At 63.8% G+C, this 23,507-nt stretch carries 21 protein-coding genes; 6 read left to right on the top strand and 15 right to left on the bottom strand.

Going from position 1 to position 23,507, the window contains the following annotated elements; all coding sequences use genetic code 11:
* Positions 1-71: 71 nt before the first annotated feature.
* From bcsS to V7082_RS02495, 3 genes are all read right to left on the bottom strand, one after another.
* Positions 72-1,469, bottom strand: a complete 1,398-nt coding sequence (gene bcsS, locus V7082_RS02505; protein ID WP_334146040.1) for a cellulose biosynthesis protein BcsS — start codon at positions 1,467-1,469, stop codon at positions 72-74.
* A gap of 317 nt (positions 1,470-1,786) precedes the next feature.
* The gene (locus tag V7082_RS02500) at positions 1,787-2,320 is read right to left on the bottom strand and encodes a VOC family protein (protein WP_334146039.1); all 534 of its coding nucleotides are present in this window, start codon (positions 2,318-2,320) and stop codon (positions 1,787-1,789) included.
* A 102-nt stretch (positions 2,321-2,422) separates the two neighbouring features.
* A complete protein-coding gene (locus tag V7082_RS02495) occupies positions 2,423-3,082 on the bottom strand; it encodes a M23 family metallopeptidase (protein ID WP_334146038.1) in 660 nt (219 codons plus the stop codon).
* Positions 3,083-3,831: 749 nt separating this feature from the next.
* Between V7082_RS02495 and V7082_RS02490 the strand changes: the two genes are divergently transcribed.
* Both V7082_RS02490 and V7082_RS02485 read left to right on the top strand, forming a co-directional pair.
* Positions 3,832-7,917, top strand: a complete 4,086-nt coding sequence (locus V7082_RS02490) for a Pls/PosA family non-ribosomal peptide synthetase (RefSeq protein WP_334146037.1) — start codon at positions 3,832-3,834, stop codon at positions 7,915-7,917.
* Between the two features lie 195 nt (positions 7,918-8,112).
* Positions 8,113-9,324, top strand: coding sequence for a hypothetical protein (locus tag V7082_RS02485; RefSeq protein WP_334146036.1), 1,212 nt, complete (start codon positions 8,113-8,115; stop codon positions 9,322-9,324).
* 54 nt (positions 9,325-9,378) lie between these two features.
* Here the strand turns inward: V7082_RS02485 and V7082_RS02480 are convergent, their stop codons facing one another.
* Positions 9,379-9,777, bottom strand: a complete 399-nt coding sequence (locus tag V7082_RS02480; RefSeq protein WP_334146035.1) for a phasin family protein — start codon at positions 9,775-9,777, stop codon at positions 9,379-9,381.
* A 435-nt stretch (positions 9,778-10,212) separates the two neighbouring features.
* On the opposite strand from V7082_RS02480, the gene V7082_RS02475 reads away from it, so the two are divergent.
* Positions 10,213-11,118 carry an SDR family NAD(P)-dependent oxidoreductase gene (locus V7082_RS02475; protein ID WP_334146034.1) on the top strand — a complete coding sequence of 302 codons (906 nt, stop codon included), beginning with the start codon at positions 10,213-10,215 and terminating at the stop codon, positions 11,116-11,118.
* Positions 11,119-11,357: 239 nt separating this feature from the next.
* Here the strand turns inward: V7082_RS02475 and V7082_RS02470 are convergent, their stop codons facing one another.
* The 6 genes from V7082_RS02470 to V7082_RS02445 form a co-directional block, all read right to left on the bottom strand.
* A complete protein-coding gene (locus tag V7082_RS02470; RefSeq protein ID WP_334146033.1) occupies positions 11,358-11,570 on the bottom strand; it encodes a hypothetical protein in 213 nt (70 codons plus the stop codon).
* Positions 11,571-11,699: 129 nt separating this feature from the next.
* A complete protein-coding gene (locus V7082_RS02465; protein WP_334146032.1) occupies positions 11,700-12,035 on the bottom strand; it encodes a glycine zipper domain-containing protein in 336 nt (111 codons plus the stop codon).
* A gap of 146 nt (positions 12,036-12,181) precedes the next feature.
* Positions 12,182-12,550, bottom strand: a complete 369-nt coding sequence (locus V7082_RS02460) for a hypothetical protein (protein WP_334146030.1) — start codon at positions 12,548-12,550, stop codon at positions 12,182-12,184.
* A 331-nt stretch (positions 12,551-12,881) separates the two neighbouring features.
* Positions 12,882-13,076, bottom strand: coding sequence for a hypothetical protein (locus tag V7082_RS02455; RefSeq protein ID WP_334146029.1), 195 nt, complete (start codon positions 13,074-13,076; stop codon positions 12,882-12,884).
* On the bottom strand, positions 13,077-14,753 hold the full coding sequence (locus V7082_RS02450) for a SulP family inorganic anion transporter (protein WP_334146026.1): 1,677 nt from the start codon (positions 14,751-14,753) through the stop codon (positions 13,077-13,079).
* On the bottom strand, positions 14,740-15,318 hold the full coding sequence (locus tag V7082_RS02445; RefSeq protein WP_334146024.1) for a GNAT family N-acetyltransferase: 579 nt from the start codon (positions 15,316-15,318) through the stop codon (positions 14,740-14,742). The genes V7082_RS02450 and V7082_RS02445 overlap by 14 nt, the downstream gene beginning before the upstream one ends.
* 150 nt (positions 15,319-15,468) lie before the next feature.
* Between V7082_RS02445 and scpB the strand changes: the two genes are divergently transcribed.
* Both scpB and ppk2 read left to right on the top strand, forming a co-directional pair.
* Positions 15,469-16,248, top strand: a complete 780-nt coding sequence (scpB, locus tag V7082_RS02440; RefSeq protein WP_334146022.1) for a methylmalonyl-CoA decarboxylase — start codon at positions 15,469-15,471, stop codon at positions 16,246-16,248.
* A gap of 41 nt (positions 16,249-16,289) precedes the next feature.
* Positions 16,290-17,132, top strand: a complete 843-nt coding sequence (gene ppk2 / locus V7082_RS02435) for a polyphosphate kinase 2 (RefSeq protein ID WP_334146020.1) — start codon at positions 16,290-16,292, stop codon at positions 17,130-17,132.
* A gap of 45 nt (positions 17,133-17,177) precedes the next feature.
* On the opposite strand, the gene fabI is transcribed toward ppk2, so the two are convergent.
* Genes fabI through V7082_RS02410 form a run of 5 tightly spaced genes read right to left on the bottom strand, consistent with a single transcriptional unit; the run spans position 17,178 to position 22,835 of the window.
* Positions 17,178-17,960, bottom strand: a complete 783-nt coding sequence (fabI, locus tag V7082_RS02430; protein ID WP_334146018.1) for an enoyl-ACP reductase FabI — start codon at positions 17,958-17,960, stop codon at positions 17,178-17,180.
* The gene (locus V7082_RS02425; protein ID WP_334146017.1) at positions 17,957-19,171 is read right to left on the bottom strand and encodes an acetate/propionate family kinase; all 1,215 of its coding nucleotides are present in this window, start codon (positions 19,169-19,171) and stop codon (positions 17,957-17,959) included. The genes fabI and V7082_RS02425 overlap by 4 nt, the downstream gene beginning before the upstream one ends.
* Before the next feature lie 3 nt (positions 19,172-19,174).
* Positions 19,175-20,113: a bifunctional enoyl-CoA hydratase/phosphate acetyltransferase gene (locus V7082_RS02420; RefSeq protein WP_334146016.1), complete on the bottom strand. Its 939-nt coding sequence runs from the start codon at positions 20,111-20,113 to the stop codon at positions 19,175-19,177.
* 3 nt (positions 20,114-20,116) lie between these two features.
* Positions 20,117-20,608 (bottom strand): hypothetical protein, encoded by a 492-nt coding sequence (locus V7082_RS02415; protein ID WP_334146014.1) that lies wholly within the window; start codon positions 20,606-20,608, stop codon positions 20,117-20,119.
* Complete coding sequence (locus V7082_RS02410; RefSeq protein WP_334146012.1) at positions 20,577-22,835, bottom strand: DUF3141 domain-containing protein; 2,259 nt, start codon at positions 22,833-22,835, stop codon at positions 20,577-20,579. The genes V7082_RS02415 and V7082_RS02410 overlap by 32 nt, the downstream gene beginning before the upstream one ends.
* A 220-nt stretch (positions 22,836-23,055) precedes the next feature.
* On the opposite strand from V7082_RS02410, the gene V7082_RS02405 reads away from it, so the two are divergent.
* On the top strand, positions 23,056-23,505 hold the full coding sequence (locus V7082_RS02405) for a hypothetical protein (RefSeq protein WP_334146010.1): 450 nt from the start codon (positions 23,056-23,058) through the stop codon (positions 23,503-23,505).
* Positions 23,506-23,507 lie beyond the last annotated feature (2 nt).

Here is a 23,507-nt window from a genome sequence, read left to right as displayed (position 1 = left end):
AAAACAAAGCGCTCCGGACCTTGGTCCGGAGCGCTTGTCGTTCGACCGTCCTGCCAGCGCGGGCGCGCCGATCAGAACATGACCTTGAGGTAGGAGTTGAAGTAGGCACCTTCGCCGCCACGGTTGCCGCCGAAGCCATCGGTGTCGTCTTCGTCGACCCACTGGTAGCCGCCGCTGAGCGAGACCTCGGCCGGAAGGGTCGGCCTCAGGTTGAAGGGCAGCACCACGAAGGCACCGAGGCGGGACGTCACGTCGCCTTCCTCGCTCCAGATCTCGCCTTCGGGACCGAACTTGGTGCCGTTGCGGTTCCAGCCGAGGCGCAGGTTGCCGTAGTAGGTGTCGAATGCCGTCGAGTAGCTGGTATCGAAGGCGAAGTAGAACGGGTTCTCGTCCCCGGTCTCGACCTCAAGGGCGACCTTGAATCCGGTCTCGGTGCCGCGGACCGGATTGTCCGGATCATCCGGAGATAGGTCGACGTCGCGCACTTCCATACCGACATAGCCGATGGCGCTCGTCGTCCCGAAATAATAGAGGTAGCCGAGCATCGCATCGATGGCGCGGTCGTCCGCATCGATGGAGGTGCCGCCGGCATTGTAGTCGTAGTTCGAGTACCAGCCGAAGGTCCGCGCCACCAAGCCATTGCGTGTGAAGTCGCCGTTCAGGGCGAACAGGCTTCCGGAGTAGATGGTCCAGATGTCCTTGGCGACATCGACGCCGGTGTAGCTGATGACCTTGATGTTGCCGTCGGAGAAGCCTTCGGCGCCATGGTCACGGTTCAGCTTGTAGACGATACCGAGCCTGGCGGTCCAGATTTCGGGGTCTTCCTTGTCAACCCAGGTCACGCCACCAGAGGACCCGGCGTTTGTGATCTCGGATCCGTAGTCAGCGTAGCGAACCTCACCGCGCAGGAAGAAGCCGTTGCCGAGCATGTGCTCAAGGCCGCCGCCGATGAAATAACCATCAAAATCTACGGATCCTCGACCGTTAAATCCTGAATCGTAATCCCACCAACCGTCGTTGTCGAAGTGGGCGCGCGAGTAGCCGGCGGTCACGAAGGCCAGCGTCTCGGGCCTCAGGAGCACACCGATGCGGGCACCGATGTTGTAGGAGCGATCGATCGTCATGCCGTCGAAGGTGCGGCCGCGGTTGATGTCGGACCAGTCGATGTCGCCGAACACGCCGACGACGATACGATCCCACTGGCAGTCATAACCCCAAACAAGCGAAACGAGGCCGCCGTCAGCGTCCTCACTGACGGTCCGATTGCCGCCATCGTTGTCTCGGTAGATATTCTTCGAATCGTTCCAGCCGTAGCCGACGCTGCCGCCGAAATACATACCGGTCCAAGTTGGCGCGGCAGGCGCCACCACGGTATCCTTCAGCGAGACCATGCCGTCAGCAAGTGCCGGACTTGCTACCAGCGCCAAAGCAAGACCACCTACGACGGACGTAACGGTGCGCTTTCCCATCCTGAATGCCCCCAAAAACGGTGCGGGAAAAACGCGATACAGTCCCGACAGAACAATATATGAGGTGATCAAACACCCGATTCGCTGGGTCCCTGTCGAGGGACGGCAAGCCCTAAAGGCGATTTTCCGTGGGCGTGCATGCGCGAATGCCACGCTTCCGTCGCATGAGGTGCAAAAAGGTGTCGATGGCGCAACCTCGGTGTTGGTTTGACACGTTTTCTTAACGCTTGAGCCGGGCCAGCGGGCTCAGCCCGCCCGCGGCACCGGTGCGATCGAGACCGTCGGCTCGACCGCAATTTCAGCCGCCAGCCCGCCCGTCAGTTCACCGGGGCCCCGCTTCTCGGCGTGACGAGCCCGACCGGGATGCCGTCGGGGTCGGCCACGATCGCCAGGCGGCCGGTGTTGGCGTCGTCGAAGGGCGCCTTCAGGATGCGGCCGCCCTTCTTCAGAGCCTCGACGACGGCATCGTCGACGCTTGCGACCTGGATGTAGGTGATCCAACCCGGGCGAACCTCGGCGGCATCGTCGGCCTCGAGCTTCGAGCCGCCGGCGACCTCGACGCCGTTGTGCATGAAGAGCGTGTACTCGGCCTCGCCGGTCATCGGAGGCCGCGTTGTATCAACGGCCGCGACCGTCCTCGGCGTCCAGCCGGCGACGCTGGCATAGAAATCGCGGGTCCGGGCGGGATCCGCACTCACGATCTCGGACCACCAGACGGTGCCATTGTCCGCGCTCGCGGTGGCGCCGGACCCGTTCTCGGCACCGGCCGGGCCCGACGCGAGCGCGGCGAGAACGGCGAGGGCGGGGGCACGTGCATGCTTGAGGGCGAAGGCGAGGCGAGGGCGGCGCATGTTCAGCTCCTGTCGGAATGAGAAACTGAAACACGGGACTGCAAGGCGGATGCCACCTGCGCGCCGCCCGCTCTCTGCCGCCCGGGAAACGGCCGTCAGGGTTTACGCCGCGGCCTTGGGGCAGGGCAGGATGTAGGTGAAGCCCCGGAAATGCGTGTAGTCGGCTTCGGCGTCGAACGGCACGATCCTGACCGACTTGCCGTCCTTTGGCGGATCGTGGAGGCCGAGCATGTACAGGGGATCGATCAGGCGCGCCCCGGGGGTGCGCCATTCCCGGCCGCCGTGCTGGTTGGTGACCCAGCGCAGCGCATCGGTCTCCGCCTCCCAGACCTCCCAATGCACCTCCGGCAGGTAGTGGGCGTGACCGCCCGGCCTGTCGACGCGCGCCAGACGCTCGCCCCGCGCGACACGCTGGCCGGGCTTCAAGTGCTTGATGTCATCGTATCTCAGGTGGTCGTAGGCCGTGAGGTAATAGGCGGCGCCGTCGTCCAGGTTGAGCTCGGAGGCGGTGTGCTGGATGAGGAGCGCGCCTTCCTTGCCCCATCCCCAGTTCGCCTCCCAGACCGCCTTCACGATGCCGGGGGCGGGCGCGATGATGTCCTCGCCGAGCCGTCCCGCGTCGACGCCCGAGTGCGCCTCGCTGCGGCGCGTTCCGTCGACGTCACGCCAGCTCGCGTAGAGCGAGGTCAACGGAGAGCACGCGTGCCCCTTCGGATAGACCGGCACGAGCGCGCTCCGCGTGATGTCGTAGCCCTTCTTCACGTCGCCCGACCCTCTTTCGAGAAAGTGTGCGATCGCAGGGACGCACGAAACGCCCAGTCCGACAATAAAGAGTGAGGATGCCAGTAAACGCCGCACGCCGTCCGTCCCGCTCAATTTCTCATGTTCCATATCCCACTTCGGCCGTAAGCGCATGACCGAAAATGGCTTAAGGGTCGCAACCGGCGGCATGCGTTAACGTTACCCCGCAGGGGGCCCAGGGGGCGATCGCCACAGGGACAATGGAGGGACGATGAGGAGGGGCGATGCGCGCCCCGCCGTGGCCCCGCGGGCGGCGCGTCCCGCGCTCGAAACGATCACCAGGCGGATCGTTCCAGTCTAGGACAGGGACCAGGACACGTGGAGCATTTCGAAGCGACGCGTCCCCCGCGCGGTCGCGCGGGGCGATCCCGGACCCCGCGCGCACAACCTCGCTCAACCGCAGGACATCTCACAAATGTCGGCAATATTAGTGAGTTAATCGGCCCCATCGGGCGCCGGAGCGCGCCCCGGCATCCTGACACACTCGCCTCGAAAATGCGTGGCACGCGCCTTGCGACCGTCGCTTCGAAACTAGAAGCCGAAGCGAGGAAGAGCGTCTGAGTTCGCGACACAAGCGTCCCGAAGACTCCGGAATGCGGTTCGCAGCCTAGCCGATCGAACAATCGAAGCCGCCTCAAGCTGCCGTCGGACCCCGACGGCGGCAACGGGATCGATTTGTGCCTCGCCTCGTCCCACCGAGGCGCACGTCAATGCTCAATCCGGGCCGCGGACCACAGACACGGCGATCCTACACGACATCGAAGCCGCGCCTGCTCCACCTCTACTTCGAGGCACAGGTCGTCCAGCGCCCGAACAAGGCTGCGGTCGAGTTCTCGGACGAAAGCCTCACCTACGCCGAGCTCGACGCCTACGCCAACCAGATCGCGCACCGCCTGATCTCGCGCGGCGTCCGGCCCGGCGATCTCGTCGCGCTCTATCTCAAGAAGTCGCCCCGGCTCTATGCGGCAATGCTTGCCATCCTCAAGGCGGGTGCCGGCTACGTGCCCATCGATCCTAAGTTCCCGCTCGAGCGGATCCGGGCGATCCTCGAGGATTCGGGTGCCAAGGCGTTCGTGACGGAGCACGCCCTGTCTGCCGCCGTCGACGGCGCGATCCCGACGCCGATCCTCAACCTCGACGGCGATCACACGGCGATCTCGCGGCTGCCCGCAACGGTTCCGCCGCTCGCCCGCGAGATCGAGCCCACGGATCTCTGCTACGTGATCTACACGTCGGGCTCGACCGGACGCCCCAAGGGCGTGATGATCGAGCATCGCAACGCGGCGGCGTTCGTGCGCTCGCTCAAGAGCATCTACAAAGTCACCGCGGACGATCGCGTCTATCAGGGCTTCTCGACCGCGTTCGACGCGTCGGTCGAGGAGATCTGGGCCGCGCTCTCGCTCGGCGGCACGCTCGTCGTGCCCACCGAAGAGATCCTGCGGTCGCCGTCCGATGTCGCCCTCTTCATCAACGAGCAGGAGATCACCTACTTCTCCACCGTGCCGACGATGCTGGCGATGATCGACCGCGATCTGCCGAGCGTGCACACGCTCGTGCTCGGCGGCGAAGCCTGCTCCAATGAGCTCGTCACCCGCTGGGCGATCCCCGGCCGCCGCATGCTCAACACCTACGGGCCCACGGAAGCGACCGTGGTCGCGACCTGGAGCGAATGCGTGCCGAGCGAGGCCGTCAGCATTGGCGTGCCGCTGCCCGACTATACCGCCTACGTCCTCGACGAGAGCCTCAGCCCCGTGGCGGCGGGCGAGACGGGCGAACTCTACATCGGCGGCGCCGGCGTCGCGCGCGGGTACATGAACCTCCCCGCGCTCACGAGCGAGCGTTTCATCGAGAGCCCGTTCGATGCGGACGGCGGAGAGCGTCTCTATCGGACGTTCGACCACGTGCGGCTCGGCGAGGGCGGAGAGCTCTACTTCCTCGGACGGCTCGACGGCCAGATCAAGATCCGCGGGTTCCGCGTCGAGCTCAGCGAGATCGAGGCAGTGCTGCTCGAGCACCCCGCGGTCAAGGCTGCGGCCGCCACCGTCGTCGACACGACAGACCTCAAGGAGCTCGCTGCCTACGTCGTCGTCGAGGGCGGCGAAAAGGCGCTCGACCGCAACGCGCTCACCACGCTCCTGCGCGAGCGGATGCCGGCCTACATGGTGCCGCAGTATCTCGACGTGGTGGCGGAGCTGCCGATGATGTCGAGCGGCAAGATCGATCGCAAGGCGCTGCCGCCGCCGCAGACGCTGCTCGCGGCCACGGGGGCCGTGGTGGCGCCCGCCAATGACCTCGAGCGGCGCATCGCGGACGCTTGGCAGCAGGCTTTCCGCCTGCCCGAGATTTCCGTCGAAGCCGACTTCTTCTTCGACCTCGGCGGCCACTCGCTGCTGGCTGCCCAGGCGGTCGCGCGCATGCGCGAGAGCACGGGCTCGATGTTCCTTTCCGTGCGCGACATCTACGAGCACCGCACCGTCCGCGGCCTCGCCGCGCATCTCACTCAAACGAACAACGGGCGGCAGGACGACCGCCAGGACGGAGCCGATGACGAAGCTGCCCGCGGCGGCCCGACGGCGAGCGAAACCGCCTTCGCGAGCGTGCACCCGCTGGTCCGCTGGACCACCGCGACCGTACAGGCCCTCGTGGCGACGGCCTACTATGCGGTGCTCGCGCTGCCGCTCACGTACGTGGTGCTCGTCATCACGGCCACCATCGACGGCAACATGCACTGGACCGTCGCCGCGGCGCTGTCGACCGTGGTCGGCTTCGTGGCCTGGCCGTTCCTGGTCCTGCTCAGCATCGCGGTGAAGTGGATCGTCATCGGACGCTACCAGGCCGGGCGCTATCCGCTGTGGGGCGGCTATTACCTGCGCTGGTGGATCGCCAACCGCTTCCAGGCGCTGGCCTGGGCCGAGATGTTCAAGGGCACGCCGCTCATGAGCCTCTATTGGCGCGCGATGGGCGCGAAGATCGGACGCGACGTGACCATCTCCACGAACCTCTCGAGTGCGTGGGACATGGTGTCGATCGGCGACAACGCGAGCGTCGGCGCGGAAACCCAGATCCTCGGCTATCGCATCGAGGACGGCTATCTCGTCATCGCGCCGGTCAGCATCGGCAACGATTGCTTCGTCGGCATGCAGTGCGCGCTCGGCCTCGGCTCGCGCATGGGCGACGGATCGCGCCTCGACGATATGTCGCTGCTTGCCGACGGCATCGACATGGCGGCCGGCGAAGCGCGCCGGGGCATCCCCGCGCTCCCTGCCGTCGTCAACGTGCCCGAGCGCCGGCGCAACATGAAGAACGCCACGCCGCTGCGCCGGATGGGCCACAAGCTCACGCGCGCATTCTACGGCCTCATGCACCTGACGCTGATCTACGCCATGGGCTACTTTCTGCTCCTGACCGCGCTTCCCTCGATCGCGCTTGTGCTCGGAGCGCTCTACCTCGGCGGTCCGTGGTGGGGCGTGGCGGCGGCGTTCGCCTCGATCCCGGTCGGGCTCTTCACCTACATCCGCGGCGCGATCATGCTGAAGCGCCTGATCGGCCCGCTCAAGCCTGGCATGACCTCGCTCTACAGCTTCCGCTACCTGCGCCACTGGTTCGCAGCCTATCTGCTCGAGAACACCAAGACGCTCTTGATGCCAGTGTATGCGACGATCTACCTGCCCGGCCTCCTGCGCGCGTTCGGCGCCAAGATCGGCAAGGGGGTCGAGATCTCGACCGTCTCGCAGATCTGCCCCGACGTGCTCGAGATCGGCGAGGGCAGCTTCCTTGCCGACGCCTGCCTCGTCGGCGGCGAGCGCATCCACAACGACATGCTCGAGGTCGGTGCGGTCAAGATCGGATCGCGGACGTTCATCGGCAACAGCGCGGTCGTCACCGGCGGCCACACCATCGGCGACGACGTTCTGATCGGCGTCTGCTCGACGCCGCCTGCGGACATGCCCGTGGTGCCGAACGGAACGCGGTGGCTCGGCTCGCCGAGCTTCGCGCTCCCCAACACGCAGCGCGACAGCTGCTTCGCGGAAGCCCAGATCTTCAAGCCGAGCCTGCTTGCGCGGCTGGAGCGGGCGCTCACGGACGCGGTGCGCATCCTGCTGCCGAGCGTCATCGCGATCGGCTGCGCCGTGGCGTTCGTCGCCTTCCTCGTCGCCGGCTACCGGTCGCTCGGCCTCCTCGGGGTGCTGGCGCTCATGCCTGCGGTCGCGCTCGCGCTCGCCTACGTGGCGATCATCATCACCGCCATGGTGAAGGAGATCCTGACCGGCACGCACGGGCCGGTCGTCAAGCCGCTGTGGTCGCGCTACGTCTGGCACAACGAGCTCGTGAACGGCCTCTACGAGACGATCGCAGCGGCGGCGATGCAGCCGCTGATGGGCACGCCGCTGATCGCTCCCTGCCTGCGCATGATGGGCTGCAAGATCGGCAAGTGGTGCTTCATCGACACGACGCTGTTCTCCGAATTCGACCTGGTCGAGATCGGCGACAGGGCGTGCCTCAATCTCGGCGCGACGATCCAGACGCACCTCTTCGAGGACCGCATCTTCAAGGCCGACCACCTCAAGATCGGCGACGGCTGCACGGTCGGCAACATGGCCGTCGTGCTCTACGGCACGGAGATGGAGGCCGGTGCCGCGCTCGGTCCGCTGTCGGTGCTGATGAAGGGCGAGACGCTCCCGGCCAGCACGCACTGGCACGGCATTCCCTGCGAGCGCGTCGCGCGTCCCCGCGCGACCGGGCCCGCTCCGGTCGCAGGCTCCCGGCCGGATCAGCCCCTCGCGGTGGCGGCCTAAGTCATGGCCTAGCACGGGCGCCGGTCGGCCGCCTCCCCGCTACGGGCCGCCTCCTCCGCCGGGGGCCACGTCTTGGGCCGCGGGGCCCGTGCGGGTTCGCGGCCGGGCGTGGCCGGGAAACCCTAGGCCGGCCCGGCCGGGCCCGGCATACTGCGGCCGCGAAATGGAGATCCTTTGCCAGGCAGGTCTTCCCTCATGTCTCTCGGTGCGCGCGCGTTCGTGTTCGTCATCTATGTGCTGCTCGGCGCGTCGTTCGTGGCCGTCCCGGCGCTCCTCATCTGGGAGTTCGGCCCAGAGAAGGCCCTCACCTTCGTCACCTTCGACAGCCATCTCTTCCTGTTCTTCCCGACGCTCGGCCTGGTCGCGCTCGCGGCGTTCTATCTGCCGTCCTGCGCCTTCGTGGACATGTACTGGCGCCACGTCCGCCTCGGGCCAATGCGGTTCCTCGCCGGGCTCGTGCTTCTCGCCGCGCTCGCGCTCCAGGTGGCCGCCGGCCTCACGTCCAATCCGCATCGCTCGGTCTGGGATCTCAAGCCCGCGACCCTCGCCGCGGACACCAGCGAGCCTGCCGGTTGCGGAGACGCCGCGCAGCCTTGCGCGCGCATCGCGCTCATCGACGGGGTGAGCAATCTGCGCACGGTGAGCCGCAACCGGCTCGGCGTGCACGAGTTCTACCGCTCGTGCCGGGCAGAGCCGCTGATCGCGCGCAACGGGACCGAAGAGCCCAGGCGGTTCTGCTTCGCCTCGACGCCGCTCTCGGACGCGCCCCCGCTCAGCACGGACGCCGAATGCTGCCAGGCCCAGCAGCACTACCAGTCGGCGATCGACCGCCTTTATCTCGATCCCGCAGAGCAATCGGTCACCGGCCGCATCCACAGGCTGCTGCTGCCGGGCAAGGTGTTCTTCCTGTTCCTCCTGCTTGCCATCAGCGTCCTGCTGACGGTCCGTCACTCGGGCGTCAAGGAACACTACCCCGATAAGATCGCGCGCATCGAGATCGGCGTCCTGGTGGGAGCCGCGGCGATGATCTTCTTCCCGCTCATGAGCCAAGCCTACGTACAGTCGGCGGACGCGCTGTTCGGCGTGCAGCAGAAGGGCGGCTTCCGGGCCATCGTGCCGCTCATGAGCTTCCTGTTCGGCGCCTGGGCGATGCTGCTGCTCCTGTTCTCGTTCCGCCAGCACGATCACGATCTGGAGCTCGCCGCCAAGCTCGCGGGCGTCGCGGCAAGCACGATCGCGGTCTTCAAGTACGACATCCTGGTGTCGATTATCGTGCGCTATCTCGGTTCGGGAGCCGACGAAATTTCGGTGGCGCTGGTGTTCGGACTGGCCATCGTGGCGGTGATCGTCCTGCTTTCGCCGCTGGCGCAGCGAACGGGGCGCGGAGCGCGCAAAGACGCCGCGTAACCGGCGCCACACCTGCGGCCGGCTTCGAAGAAACGCATCGGGGGCGTGCGCAGCCTAGTGGCGGACCTCCGCTTCGATCTCGTCCATGTGGGACTTGATCACGGACGCCGTCTCATCGGCGATTTTCTGGTTCAGCCGGGCGAAATACTGGAACTCGGCCTGATACTGCTGCTGGGCACGCTCAAAGAAGTCCGAGTACGCGGCGAACAAGTCCTGCATGGTCTTGCATTCCATGAAGCGCTGCGACGCGGCCATGTCCTCGTTCAGGCGCCGGTTGACGAACCCCAGCCACTCGTTGTTCGCCCGCGACATCTGCTCGAGGAAGCGGCCGTTCAGCTCCGACATGGCCGCGAACATGGGGCGGTTCATGCCGAGCCAGGCTTCGAATGAGGCGAGACCCGGATTCTTGTCCAGACCCCGGTCGGCCAGCGATCTTGATGCATTTGCATTCATCGTACGCTCCTCCACCAGTCATCCGACTTGCGGGCCAATCCATTGTAAAATCGAGCACGATTGGCACGCACGCCAACGTCCTCGTTGGCGCATTTCGAGACCCGGACCAGGGCGGTCGGTGTTCTCGCTGCTGGTCCGATGGCGGCACCCAACCTTGGGCGCGGGGGCCGCTCCGTTCACGCCGGCGGCGCTTCTGTCGCGCCACTTTATTGCCAACGCCGCGCGCCTTCAAAGATATCCACAGGATCGGGGCGCATTTGAGGCCCCTCAGCCCGGTGCCGGATGCGCGAATGCAGCGCCTGCGCCGGCACCGAGGGCGTGCGGACTTTTCGCGCATTCGCCCTTCAAAATCAAAACGATCCATGCGGTAGTGGGGTGTCTTTCGATCCAATCCGCTCGCTCGTCCCGGCCGAAACCCCGATCCGATCCGCACCGATGCCGCCCAACGCCCTTGGATCCCTTGCCTCTCTCGCCGACCTCTGGATCGGCCGGTCAGCACGTCCCGATCCGGAGGCGCTCGCGGCCGTGAGCGGGCGCGCGCCCGCCGTGGTCGTCACGGGGGCCTCGCGCGGGATCGGGCGGGCGCTGGCGCGGCGCTTTGCCGAGGCGGGGTGCGATGTCGTGCTGGTCGCGCGCGATGAAGGACCGCTCACGGAGGCGGCGGCGGAGATCCGGCGCGCGACCGGCGTCAGGGCCGTTCCGATTCCGCTCGACGTCGCGCACGCGGATGCACCGGACCGGCTCGAAGCGGGGCTTCGCGCGGCAGGGCTCTATGCCGACGTGCTCGTCAACAACGCGGGATCAGGGCTCGCCGGTCCGTTCGCAGACCAGCGGACCCAGGATCTCGAGCGGCTGATGGCGCTCAACATCGCGGCCACGACGCGCCTCATGCATCACGCGCTGCCGGCGATGCTCGCCCGCGGGCGCGGCGGCATCCTCAACGTCGCCTCTCTCGGCGGACTGGTGCCCGGCCCCTATCAGGCGGCGTACTACGCGAGCAAAGCCTACCTCGTGTCGCTCACGGAAGCGGTGGCACACGAGGCCCGCGGGCGCGGCGTCAGGATCACGGCCATCGCGCCGGGACCGGTGGACACGACCTTCCATAGCGCAATGGGAGCCGAGGGCGCGCTCTATCGCACACTCCTTCCGGCGATGCGCGCGGAGGCCGTGGCGCGGAGCGCATTCCTCGGCTACCGGATCGGGCGCACGGTCATCGTGCCCGGCCTCATGCCGTCGCTCGCGGCGCTTGCGGTGAAGCTCCTGCCACACGCGCTCAGCGTGCCCCTCGTCGGCGCGCTGCTCTGGGTCTCGGGGCCTGCGGACGGCCGGGGCAGGGACTGACGCCACGACCGGCTGGCACGAAATTCGTCGCCCCGCGCCGCTCGTTTGCAGAGTTGAAACGATTTCGCGGTTTAATCGCTGTCACACGCCAGGGATTGGGTCCCGCGTACCTTGGTGTCGAGCGGCGGCCTCTCGAGCATGGCTCTAGAGGCCGCCGCCATCGTTTCCGGCTTTTGAAGGGTTTCAGGACCGCGCTTCGGGCACGGATGGGCCGCGAGCGGACCGCATGCGCGGCCGCCTCAGGCTGCGCCTTTCTTCTTCGCCACCTTTTTTGCCAGCGCCTCGACGAGGTTCTTGTCGATCCTGGGCGGGCGTCGATCGACGGGGCGATCCGGACGATCCGAGGTTTTGCCTTCGATGGCAACCGGATCGCTGGCGGGAAACGTCGCTTCGAGGGCCTTGTCGAGCTCCTTTTCGAGCTCGGCCTTCTGCTTGCGTTTGCTCGCGGTCATGGACTGATCCTCCCGGATTCCTGGGAGCGTGAACGCACAAGTCCACGGGCGGGTTCCCTCGGTCTTTTCAAACAAGAGCCCATCCGCAACAGGCGAACGGGCTTCCTCTTTGCGCTCGTTTCGCTTTTTCTAGATGCGCCGGCGCAGGGCGCGGTAGCCCGGCTCGACATAATCGGAGAGGCGATCGAGAAGGGCCGGATCACGGCGTCCGGCCGTCAGCTTCCAGAGCGCACCCAACGCGCATCCCACAACGATGACGGCGCCGATGGCGACATAGGGCTGGTCCTGCACGAAGCGCTTCGTCGCGGCGAATGCGTGCTCGGCCTTCTCGCCGGCGGCCTCGATCGCCTTGGCGCCGCCGTCGGCGACGGCGTCGGCCTTCTGCCGGAGCTCATGGAAGGTATCCTCGCTGTCCCGCGCGCGGGCTTCGGCGGCGGACTGGTAGGACTGATACGACTGGGCCATGGACGGCTCCTTCTACGGTTCGATGAGGGATCGCGATCGCCGACACAACGCGGCGCCCGAAACTTCGTTCCGCCGGCCCTTTTCCTCCTCGGCGCGGCCCGCTCGATGACCCTCAACGAGAAAGCCGCCGCATCCCTTCGCTGTCATCAATCCTCGCAGACAATCCGCCAGCGGTGATGGCGATAAACGCGGTAGCAGTCGTCATCGCCGTAGTAATCGTAATCGTAATAGCCATCATCGATGCCGAAGCCATACACCGGGAAAAAACCGTGGTGGTGGTGATGGCCGTCATGCCCGCGGACCACATGTCCCATATGGCTGCTGCCCATATGGTTTGCCATGTGGCCGGGTCCGTGGCCCGCATGTCCTGCGGCATGTCCCATGGGGGCCATCGATCCGACGTGTCCGCCTGCGGGACCGGCACCGACGTTCGGGCCCCTCGCCTCTGCGGCACTTGCCAGCGTCGCGGCGCACAGGGCCGCTGCCACCGTCAGAGCGGCGCTTTTGACTGTCATGGAGATGTTCCTTTCTGCATCGATCGGGAGCGCCCGGCGCTCACCACAAGCAGGCTTCAAGCTGCCATGCCACACCTACGATCGAGACCGCTTGGCGGTTGCCTTACTTTTTCGAAAGGTTCACCGCTCCCGAGAAACGGCTTCTCGGCGCTCTTCGGATGACCCGGCGGGCAGCGAGAACCGTGCCGGTCAACGCGCGCGACATACGGAAACGCTCCGGTATCGCCGTTGACGCTCTATACCTCGATCGATTGCTCCCGATGTCAAAGCGGCGTATCGGTGTGACCCTCTCGAGCTCTACAACGAACTGCACGAGCGGCTTTTCGCCCCTCTACGCGGTCAGCAGTTTTGATCTGCCGCGCCGCAAAGTCGGTTTCGACGCGACGCTAATCACTGTCGGCTCGAGGACGTCGGCGTCAGCTTTGCCCGCTATGGCGCGCCGGTCCAGATCCGGCTGGTGAACGCCGATTTCTTTACGCAAGCGCCGCAAACTGTGAGTTCGCTCACCCGTTGCCTGCGCCGACACTTACGCTCCCGTATCGCCCGAGAGCTCTCGGATGGCTTGCCTCAAGGTCGGGAAAAGACGAATGCGGCGGCCCTCGAAGCCCCGGCTCTGCGCCCACCCTCCCCACTCGGTCGCCCGGCCGGCGGCGTTCAAGCGGATGCCGCGCGCATCGAGAGCGTCCTCAGCCTCGAGAATGGTGAGAAGCCCCGTTGCATCGATGTTCGTCACGGGAAGCATATCGACAACGACATGACGTAAGCCGGGCCCCGCATCGTCGACGGCGCGCATCAGCTCGCGTTTGAAATACCCGGCATTGAAAAACGTGATCGGCGCATTGAATCGGAAGAGAAGCAGGCCAGGGATGGCTTGCCCGGCCTGATGTCGCTCCAGGGAATGCAACCCCGGAAATCCGGCCACCTTGCCGAGCAGCTCGACACGCGGCCGCGACATCAGCTTTATGAATCGCAGGGTCGCAAGGATGACCGCAAACAGGATGGCATTGACCGGCCCCACGGCGAGGACGCCCAGCGTTGCGAGAATGGAGAGCAACGCCTCGACCGGATCGATGCGGTAGATGAGACGCAGATTTCCGACGTCGATCAGCGCCAGGCCTGCCATGACGAGCACGACGCCGAGCGCCGCCAACGGCACATATTCGAGGGGACGGGTCAGGAACATGAGGACGAGCGTCACCGCTGCCGCCGCGACGAGGCCGACAGCGTGCGTTCTGCCACCCGCGGCATCTGCCACAGCGGTGCGTGAGCTCGCGCCGCTTACGGCAAACCCCTGCAAAAGGGACGACGAGATGTTTGCCGCGCCCAACGCCGCGAAGTCCTGATCAGGATCGACGTCGTAGCCGTTTTTGGACGCAAAGGCCCGCGCCGTGAGCATCATGCTGGAAAAAGATACGAGGGCGAGACCCGCGGCCTCCGCCAGGAGCAACGGAACCGTGGTCAGGGCGGCACTCGGCAATGTCGGTAGCGGAAACCCGCCTGGCACCGCGCCGATGGTTTTCACTCCGAGGTCCGAGAGATTGAAGAGATGGACGAGCAGACCCGCACACGCCATTCCGGCGAGCGATGCAGGCAGCCAAGCGGTGATGCGCGGCAGGATCACCATGGTGGCGAGTGTTGCTGCCGCGACGGCGAGCGTGGGCCAGTGGGTGCCCCCTAATCCCCCGGCGATTTCGATGATGCGCGGCAAGACCCGATCTTCATGCAGCGCAAACCCAAAAATCTTGTCGGCTTGGCCGAGAATGATGGAGAGCGCGACGCCGTTCAGGAAACCGATCAGAATGGGCTTCGAAAGGAAATCGGCAATGACGCCGAGGCGCAGAAAGCTCGCCGCTATGCACATCGCTCCGGCGAGAGCCGCAAGCGTGGCCGAGAGCGCGGCATAGCTTGCCGGGTCTCCCGCGGCGAGAGGCGCTACAGCCGCCGCCACCACGGCACACGTTGCGGCATCAGGACCGATGATCAGCTGGCGGGAGCTGCCAAATATCGCATAGGCGACCAGAGGCAAAATGGTCGCGTAGAGTCCGGTCTCCGGTCGAAATCCCGCTAACTGCGCGTAGGCGATCCCGACCGGGACCGCGACGGCTGCAACCGCCAGGCCCGCCCGTAAATCGGCAGGGGCATCCGTCGCTTTGTACCGCATGAGCGCGGCCAAGCCGGGCGCAACGCGATCAATCGGTGCCATTGGTTGCCTTCGGGACTTTCGGCCCTGCACTCTCGCGCAAGTGGATTTGGACGTGGACTACGCCATCCTCCATCACCATCTCGACCGGAAGTCCACAGCCTCGAAACACCGAGAGCATGGCAGCATTTTCCGGCAAGACAACGGCTTCAAAACGCTGAATGTCGTGTTGGCGCGCGATGCTTGCCAGATGCGCGAGAAGTAGACGGGCGACGCCTTGCCCGCGATAGTCGCCTCGCGTCATGAAGGCAAGCTCCGCAGTCCGGTTGCCGCTGGCGCTCTCGCTCACGACATAGCGGCCGCCTGCAATCAGGCTTTCCCGATCGCCGACGCGCGTCGTTGCAACCAGTGCGACGACCCGATCGAAGTCGACGTCCGTGAGGTCAGAGAGCTCGGCGTCAGAAAGGCTCTTCTTATAAGTGAAGAAGCGGGTATAGATCGACTCGGGCGCGGCATCCTTGAATGCGTCGATGATGCTCCGCCTGTCGTCAGGCCGGATCGCCCGCAAGATCGTCGGCGCGCCCCCTTTCAGAAGACATTCGGCCCGGTAGGCTGAAATATCCGGCATGAACGCTCTTTTGCGACGTTCGAAAAACGCAGGTGTTATCCGGAAAATGTCCGGAACAATCGACCCTGCATTTTTTATCCTTTTCGTGTTACGTTACGCCCAATTTGCTGTTATCGCTAGAATAACTTCTCCCGGTTGCGTGGGTCGCGCATGTCTCTCGTCCGAACCGATTTTTCGGGTGCAATTGCTACCATAACGCTTGATCAACCTGCTAAGCGCAATGCGCTGTCAACGGCGCTGATCGAAGAGCTTATCGAGGCTTTGTCCCGGTGCGCGTCTGAGAATGCGCGTGTGGTCGTCCTGCGGGCGCGAGCCGGCGTCAGGGTATGGTCGGCCGGACACGACGTGAGCGAGCTGCCGAAGGGCGGACGCGATCCTCTCGGTTGGAATGACCCTCTCCGCCATCTCGTTCGCTCCGTCGAGGAGCTGCCGGCGCCCGTGATCGCGCTTGTCGAAGGCGGCGTTTGGGGTGGGGCCTGCGAGCTTGTCTTTGCCTGCGATCTGATTATCGCATCGCCCACGGCGACATTTGCGGTGACGCCGGCGCGGCTTGGCGTGCCATATAACGTGTCGGGCATGCAGACGTTCATGAATGCCTGCTCGCTTCGTATCGTGAAAGAGATGCTGTTCACGGCCAAGCCGATTTCGGCCGAACGCGCCGAGCGGCTCGGAATGATCAACCACGTCGTGGAAGCGAGCGAAATCGAGGCGTTCGTCGACGCTTTGGCCGCGGACATCAGCAAGAATGCCCCGCTCTCGATTTCGGTCATGAAAGAGCAGATGCGCATGCTTGCAGGCGCAAATCCCATGAGTCCGCGGCGTTTCGAGCGCGTTCAGGGTCTGCGCCGCATCGTTTACGACAGCGCGGACTATGCCGAAGGCATCCAGGCGTTCCTGGAAAAGAGAAGCCCGAACTTCATCGGACGGTGAGGCCCTCTGAATAACTCGAACGAAAAGCGTGGAGCGTCAAAATGGGCAATCGAGGCGACGTCAAGCGCCGCAAGCCGGCACCCGACGAGGAAGCGGATGCGCAGGCTTCCGGAGCGAAGCTGAAACGTAAGCAATACGAGCGCGAACTGCGCGACCTGCACGTCGAGCTGGTCAAGCTTCAGGAGTGGGTGCGCCACACGTCGAGCAAGGTGTGCATTATTTTCGAGGGGCGTGACGGAGCCGGAAAGGGTGGAACGATCAAGGCCATAACAGCGAGGGTGAGCCCTCGCATCTTCCGCGTCGTTGCGCTGCCGGCACCGACCGAGCGTGAAAAATCGCAAATGTATGTCCAGCGCTACCTGCCTCACCTGCCGGCCGGCGGTGAGGTCGTGATATTCGATCGCAGTTGGTACAATCGCGCCGGCGTCGAGCGGGTCATGGGCTTTTGTACGGACGAGCAGGCCCGCCGTTTCCTCGATGTCGTTCCGAGCGTCGAAAAGGCCGTCGTGGACTCCGGCGTGATCCTGATCAAGTACTGGCTCGAGGTCTCTGCCGAGGAGCAGACGCGACGCCTCGAGGAGCGCATCAACGACGGGCGCAAGATCTGGAAACTCTCGGATATGGACGTGAAGTCGTACACACGATGGAACGACTATACGAAGGCACGCGATGAGATGTTCTCAGCGACCGACACCTCCTGGGCGCGGTGGAACGTTGCACGCTCCGACGACAAGCGACGGGCACGGCTCAATATCATTCGCCATCTGCTGTCGCAGATCCCTTACGAGGATGTCGAGCGCAAAAAGGTCAAGCTTCCCAAGCGCAAGGTCCACGCCGGTGAAAGCACCGACGCACGCCTGAGGCTGATCCCCGAGCTCTACTAGGACGGCTTCCGGAATGACCGGCGCAGAGCTCGTTCCTGGCTTGCTTCAGTCCATGATGTGATAGCCGCCGTCAATATAGAGCGTGTTGCCGGTGATCAGCTTCGCGCCGTTCATTGCAAGCACGGCTACGGCGACGCCGACATCGTCGATCGATACCAGGCTGCGGCTCGGTGCCTTGGACTCTACTTTTCGCAGGAGCCGATCGAACTCGCTGATCCCGGAGGCCGCGCGCGTCCTCAAGGGGCCGGGCGATATGGCATGCGCGCGAATTCCTTTCGGACCCAGTTCCGCCGCGATGTAGCGCGTTGCAGATTCGAGCGCGGCCTTCACCGGGCCCATCATGTTGTAATTTTCGACAACCCGCTGTGAGCCATGGTAGGTCATCGTGAACAGCGTGCCGCCGGCTTTCATCAGCGGTTCGGCGAGATGCGCCATCCTGATAAAGGACCAGCAGGAGAGGTCCATCGCCTGCAAGAAGCCCTCCTTCGAACAATCGACGACGCGTCCATGCAGGTCCTCTTTCGGCGCGAAGGCGATGGAATGGAGGACGATGTCGAGCTTTCCCCATTTCTTCTTCACGGCTTCAAAGACCGTCTCGAGCTCGCCGTCATGCTGGAGATCGAGAGGCAGATAGAGAGACGCATTGACCTCTTTCGCGAGAGGTTCGGTGAAGCGCCTGGTCTTTTCGTTGAGGTAGGTGATGGCCAGATCCGCGCCGAACGCGTGGAATGCCTTCGCGCATCCCCACGCTATCGACTGGTCGTTTGCAATGCCGGTGACGAGAGCCTTTTTCCCTTTGAGAAGGGCCAGCGATGAGACGTCGATCATGCGCGTTTCTCCGCGAGTTTCGTTGTACCGGGATTGCGCATCAGCTCGCGTGTATGGATCGCAATCATGAGCTCCTCGTCGGTCGGCACGACGTATGCGCGAACCCGCGAGTCCTTGCGTGTGATGCAGAGCTCGTTGCGTCGATTGGCGTCGATCGCCAGGTCGAGTCCAAGCCACGACAGGCGCGTGAGAACCGCCTCGCGAATGACGGGTGAATTTTCGCCGATGCCAGCCGTGAAGACCAGGGCATCGATCCCCTCCATCGCGGCGGTCAGCTGGGCGGCGAAGAGCGCAATGCGGTAGGTGAAGTACTCCATCGCAAACTTCGCCCGGGGATCCGCGCTTTCCAACAGCTCCCTCACATCGTTGCTGATGCCGGAGAGGCCCTTGAGACCGCATTCCTTGTAAAGCAGGCTTTCGATATCCTTCGCGCTCATCCCCTCGCTCACGAGATGGAGAACGACGCCGGCGTCGAGTTGACCCGGACGGGTTCCCATCGGGAGCCCATCGAGGGCCGTGAAGCCCATGGTGCTGTCGATGCTTTTTCCGGCCGAGATGGCACACATGGACGCGCCGCTGCCCAGGTGCGCGACGACGATGCGCCCATCCGCGACCTCCGGTGCGACGTCGTGCAAGCGACGGGTGATGTATTCGTAGGAGAGGCCGTGAAAGCCGTAGCGCCGTATGCCTTTGACGTAGAGCTCCTCCGGGATGGCAAAGCGGTCGGCGACCTCGGGGTGACCTCTATGGAACGCCGTGTCGAAACAGGCGACCTGCAACATTTGCGGCTGGCGCTCGAGCGCGATACGGATCGGCGCAAGATTGTTCGGCTGGTGCAGGGGTGCGAGAGGAGAGAGACGCTCGAGTTTCGCCAGGATTTGCGCGTCGACAGCGATGGGCTCGCTGTAATCCGGTCCGCCGTGGACGACGCGATGGCCGATGGCCACCGGCAATTTGTCGTCGATATACGTTCTCAGGAACGCGATCAGCCTTTCGAAGGCCTTCGGCAGGTCGGCAACGTCCGTCCCTGACCAACTCTCTTCAGCAACGCTTTCGCCTTTTGCGTCCGTCGCGCGCAGCCGCGGGCGCGTGCCGATCCCGTCGATCTGTCCCTTGAGCTGCCGATCCGGCGGGCCTTCGGCAGCTACGGCAAAAAGTTGAAACTTGATGCTGGAGCTGCCGGCGTTGATGACGAGAATGGTATCGCTCATGGCTCAGACGCGAACCGGTTCGGTCACTCTGCGCCTATGAGCGAAGAGCATGGCGACGGCGCATGAGGCCATGCGCGTGCGCACGTTGTCGGCGCGTGAGGTCAGAATAATCGGGACGCGGGCGCCGAGGACGATGCCGGCAGCGTCCGCCTTCGAAAGGAACGACAGATTTTTTGCCAGCATGTTGCCGGCTTCCAGGTTGGGAACGACCAAGATCTGCGCCTGTCCGGCCACCGGGGATTTGATGCCCTTTATGCGGGCAGCCTCCATGCTGATCGCGTTGTCGAACGCTAGCGGGCCGTCGATTTCGCCGCCCGTGATTTGTCCGCGATCGGCCATCTTGCACAGCGCCGCGGCCTCGATGGTCGAGGGGATGCTCGGGTTTATGGTTTCGACCGCAGAGAGAATCGCGACCTTGGGCGTGCCAAGGTCGAGCCCGGTGAAAAGATCGATCGCATTTTGGATGATGTCGCGTTTAGCCATGAGGTCGGGCGCAATGTTGACGGCCGCGTCCGTGATGAAGAGCGTCTGCGGATGCGCCGGCACATCCATGACGAACACGTGGCTGATACGCCGAGCCGTTCGCAATCCCGTTTCGCGGTTCGCAACGGCACTCAGGAGCTCATCCGAGTGAAGGCTCCCTTTCATCAGGAGCTCGGCTTTTCCCAGGCGCACGAGCTCCACCGCCTTCTCGGCAGCGGCATGGCTGTGAGAAACATCGACGATCTCGAAACGCGAAATGTCCGCCTTGAGAGATCTGGCGACCGCGGCGATTTTTTCCTTGGGGCCGACGAGGATAGGAACGATAAGGCCCGCCTCGGCCGCTTCCAGCGCCCCTTGCAACGAGGTTTCATCACAGGGATGGGCAACCGCCGTCGCCAACGGCGCCTTTTCCCGGGCGGCGGCTATGAGGCGCTCATATTTCTCATGCTTTTTTCTCATGCTTTACCACTTGAGATACAGCGCAACATCTCCCGGCCTGCCCTCGGGAAAGCTGATGATCTCCGCATGCACTTTGTAGCCGAGCGGCTTGAGCTCCTTCACATAGAAGTCGTAGGCCTTTTTCGCGAAGCCATCGAGCGTGCTGGGCCACTCGGGATCCGCGATATTGATGCGCCTGCCGCCGTCGGTGCAGTATTTGGAGGGAAAGGTGATGACCTGGATCTGGTGAACGCCTTGCTTGGCGGCAATGCTCACAGCACTGTTGATCCGGTCGATCGCCTCGGGATGAATCTCTCGCGAGAGGAACGCGTCACGCAGCTCGGCCTGCTGCTGCTCCTTTCGCTGTTTCAAGCGCCGCTCTTCATCCATTTTCTCGGCTTCGGATTCGGAGCTTATGAGATTGAGATCTTGAGGACGTAACAAGCCAGCCATAGCGCATGTCTCCTGATTGAAATCTCGGCTCTCATGCTTTGCGGACGGGCCGGAGTTCTCCATGCCGCGCCGTCCTCAATGATGAAACCTTGTCCTCGGCAGAAGGACTGCCCTGCGCATCGGGATTTGCGAATATGGCCTCGATCTCGGCAAGGCGGGTCTTGGCCAATTCCGTGTTGACACCGACCGCGTCGATCAGATGAGAGAATACCGCTTTCAATCGTGAGGCGAGCCGGGGCTCGGCGGTGAGCATGCCGCCGATCGCTGCGACCGCGCGCGCTTCATCGATCAAAAGCATGAAGTACTGCTCGCGCAGGATGCGTTTGAATTCGGCGAGCTTCAGTCCGCTGCCGGCCTCATCCCGTACGCGCTGAAGGAAATTGAAGCCGCGCTCATCGACGACGCCTTCCGGCATCCGCACGTAGATCAACGCGCGGATGATGGCCTCGCGCGCGCCGCCTTCATCAATCTGATCTCGTAATTCCTCGACACGCTCCGCCACACGCGAGAGATGGGCAGGGTCCTTTGCCGTACGCCAGTCGACGTCGGACGGACCGAGCCCGACGAACGCCTGGAGAAGGGGAGATCCGTACACAAGATGAAAAATCGCCTCTGACGCATCGTCTCGCATCTTGCGATATGCTTCGAGCGACGTCTCCATGTAATGCGAGAAGCACTCCTGCATCTGCCAGAACACGTTGGTCGCCGGCACAGCCTGCCGGTTGCTGTGGACCAGATCCGCGACTTTCTCCAAAGTCGGCACGAAGGGATTGGACGGCGCAAACATTTCGAACTGAACCCGGGACGGGTGAAGCCTGCGGCTCCCTTCAGCGAAGGCCTCGGTCACGAAACTCCGCACCCAGGGCTGCCACAGCAGCCGATAGAGGTCGAGGTTGATCTTGGATATGCGAGACACGGTCTCGAACTTGCGGTCGTCCTCGGGGCTGTTGGCGCACAGCGCGCGAATGTCGTCGATCGTTCTCGCCTCGAAGCGGACGTGATACTCGCCCTCGATCAGATCGTCCCCGCTGGTGGCGTCATCCCTCGGCGTGATCACCGCGTTATAGAGGCCGGGCGGAAGCACATCGATCAGATCGATGTTGCTCGCAAATTCCTCGTGTTCCTTTCTGGCGACGGACTGGGATACGAAGATGCCGAGATGCCCGATCGTATCGTGCACCGTGTAAACGATCGTCTGGCCATGCGCGCGGATGTCGTCGACGCTGTCATACAAGTCGAGGATCCAGCCGAGTGCCTGCGGCGGAGGCGTGATGTTGTCGCCCTTCGAGCAGAAGACGATGATGGGAGATTTGATGGCGCGAAGGTCGACGCGACAACCGTCGGACGTCCGTATCTCTCCCGCCGCCAGCCTGTCGCCGATGAAAAGCTCGTCGGCGATGAACTGCATCTCGTCGGCGTTGAGGAGCACATGTCCGCCCCACCACCGCTCGAAATCGAGGAATCGCGGGCCTTCGCTATCGACCTTGGCGTAAAGATTGTGGAGCTTAGACCAGTAGGTGTTCGCCGGATTGAGGTTCTCGAAGTTCGTGACCAGCCACGCGCCATCGAACTTGCCGTTTCCGAGGTCGCCGGTCAGCGCGGTCAACCCGCTGCCGCCCAGGAGACCACCGGAGTAGCGCATGGGATTTTCTCCATGCACGCCGGCCCAATACGAAAGCGGAGAGCCCGCAACAATGATCGGCCCGAAGAGCTCGGGTTTCATGGCGGCGAGCATCATGACGGCCCATCCGGCCTGGCAGTTGCCGACAACGGCTGGCTTTCCCTCCGCGTCCGGGTGGCACGTGATAACGTGCTCGATGAACGCGGCTTCGGTGCGCGCCACGTCCTCAATGGTCTGGCCCGGCATCGGATCAGGCAGAAAACCGATGAAATAGCAGGGGTGCCCGGCCTTCAGCGCAACGCCGATCTCGCTCTCCGGCTTGAACCCGCCGATGCCCGGACCGTGCCCCGCTCGAGGGTCGACGACGATGAAAGGACGCTTTTTCGGATCGACTGCAACATCGCGCGGCGGCTTGATCCGCACGAGCACGTAATTCGTTGGCCGCGGAAGGAGGCGACCGTCCATCTCAAGATCGTATTCGAATTTGAGGACGTGAGGCGCAACCTCGGCAAGGTGCTCGCGATATTGCTCGCCACGCTGGCGCATAACGTCGAAGAAAAGGATCGAGCGTTGGCACGCATCAATCCAGTAACCGAATGCGTCGCTGCCAAGGGTCAGCAAATTGGAAGCCGGGCCCCTATCCGCCTTCGCTTGCGCTCGGAATGCCATTTAACCCAACTCCATGAAACGCGTGGCGCGTCTTCTCGGCCGGGTCGCGTTCGGCGTTTGTTACATATGTACGGGATCGCGACAAGGTAATAATATGGAATATAGAAATCGTCGCACGACATAAGAAACATCGTCGCGAAGCAGCCAGATGCACGCTTCCAAAGCAATAGGGAACGCGGCCGGGGTTGGTGAGCGGTGATTGAACTCGTCTAGGGATGCCATGAGCCCATCTGTTAATGAGGCAGCGCCTCATCACCTGCCCTTCTTCATTACCGCGCCCGGCCAGACCGACGTGTTGCTGGTGATTATGGCGATTGTCCTTGTATTTTCGGTGCTTGGCATAGGTGTCTTCTTCTTCTGGCTGCACTCTTTGCCGGAGCGGATGGTGCACAACAAGGTGCAATTCGACATCGTGGCCGTGCTGGCGCTGCTGTCATTGTTCACGCATATCCATGCGTTCTGGGTTGCAGCGTTGCTGCTCGCTCTTATTCGATTCCCGGATTTTTCATCGTGGGATTTTCGAAAGCCTCTCAACCAGATGGCCGTTTCTCTGGATAGGATCGCAACCGCAGACGGCACGGCTCAATATACAAAACCCGCAGAGGATGCCCAAAAAATACATTCGGCCGAGACCGCGATAAATAGCGACAGCGCGAAGCGGGGATCATGAGA

The sequence above is a fragment of the Hyphomicrobium sp. genome (genome assembly GCF_036833075.1).
Classification (GTDB): Bacteria; Pseudomonadota; Alphaproteobacteria; order Rhizobiales; family Hyphomicrobiaceae; genus Hyphomicrobium_C.
Note: the sequence above shows the minus strand (reverse complement) of the source record. Positions and strands in the feature narration are given on the sequence as shown.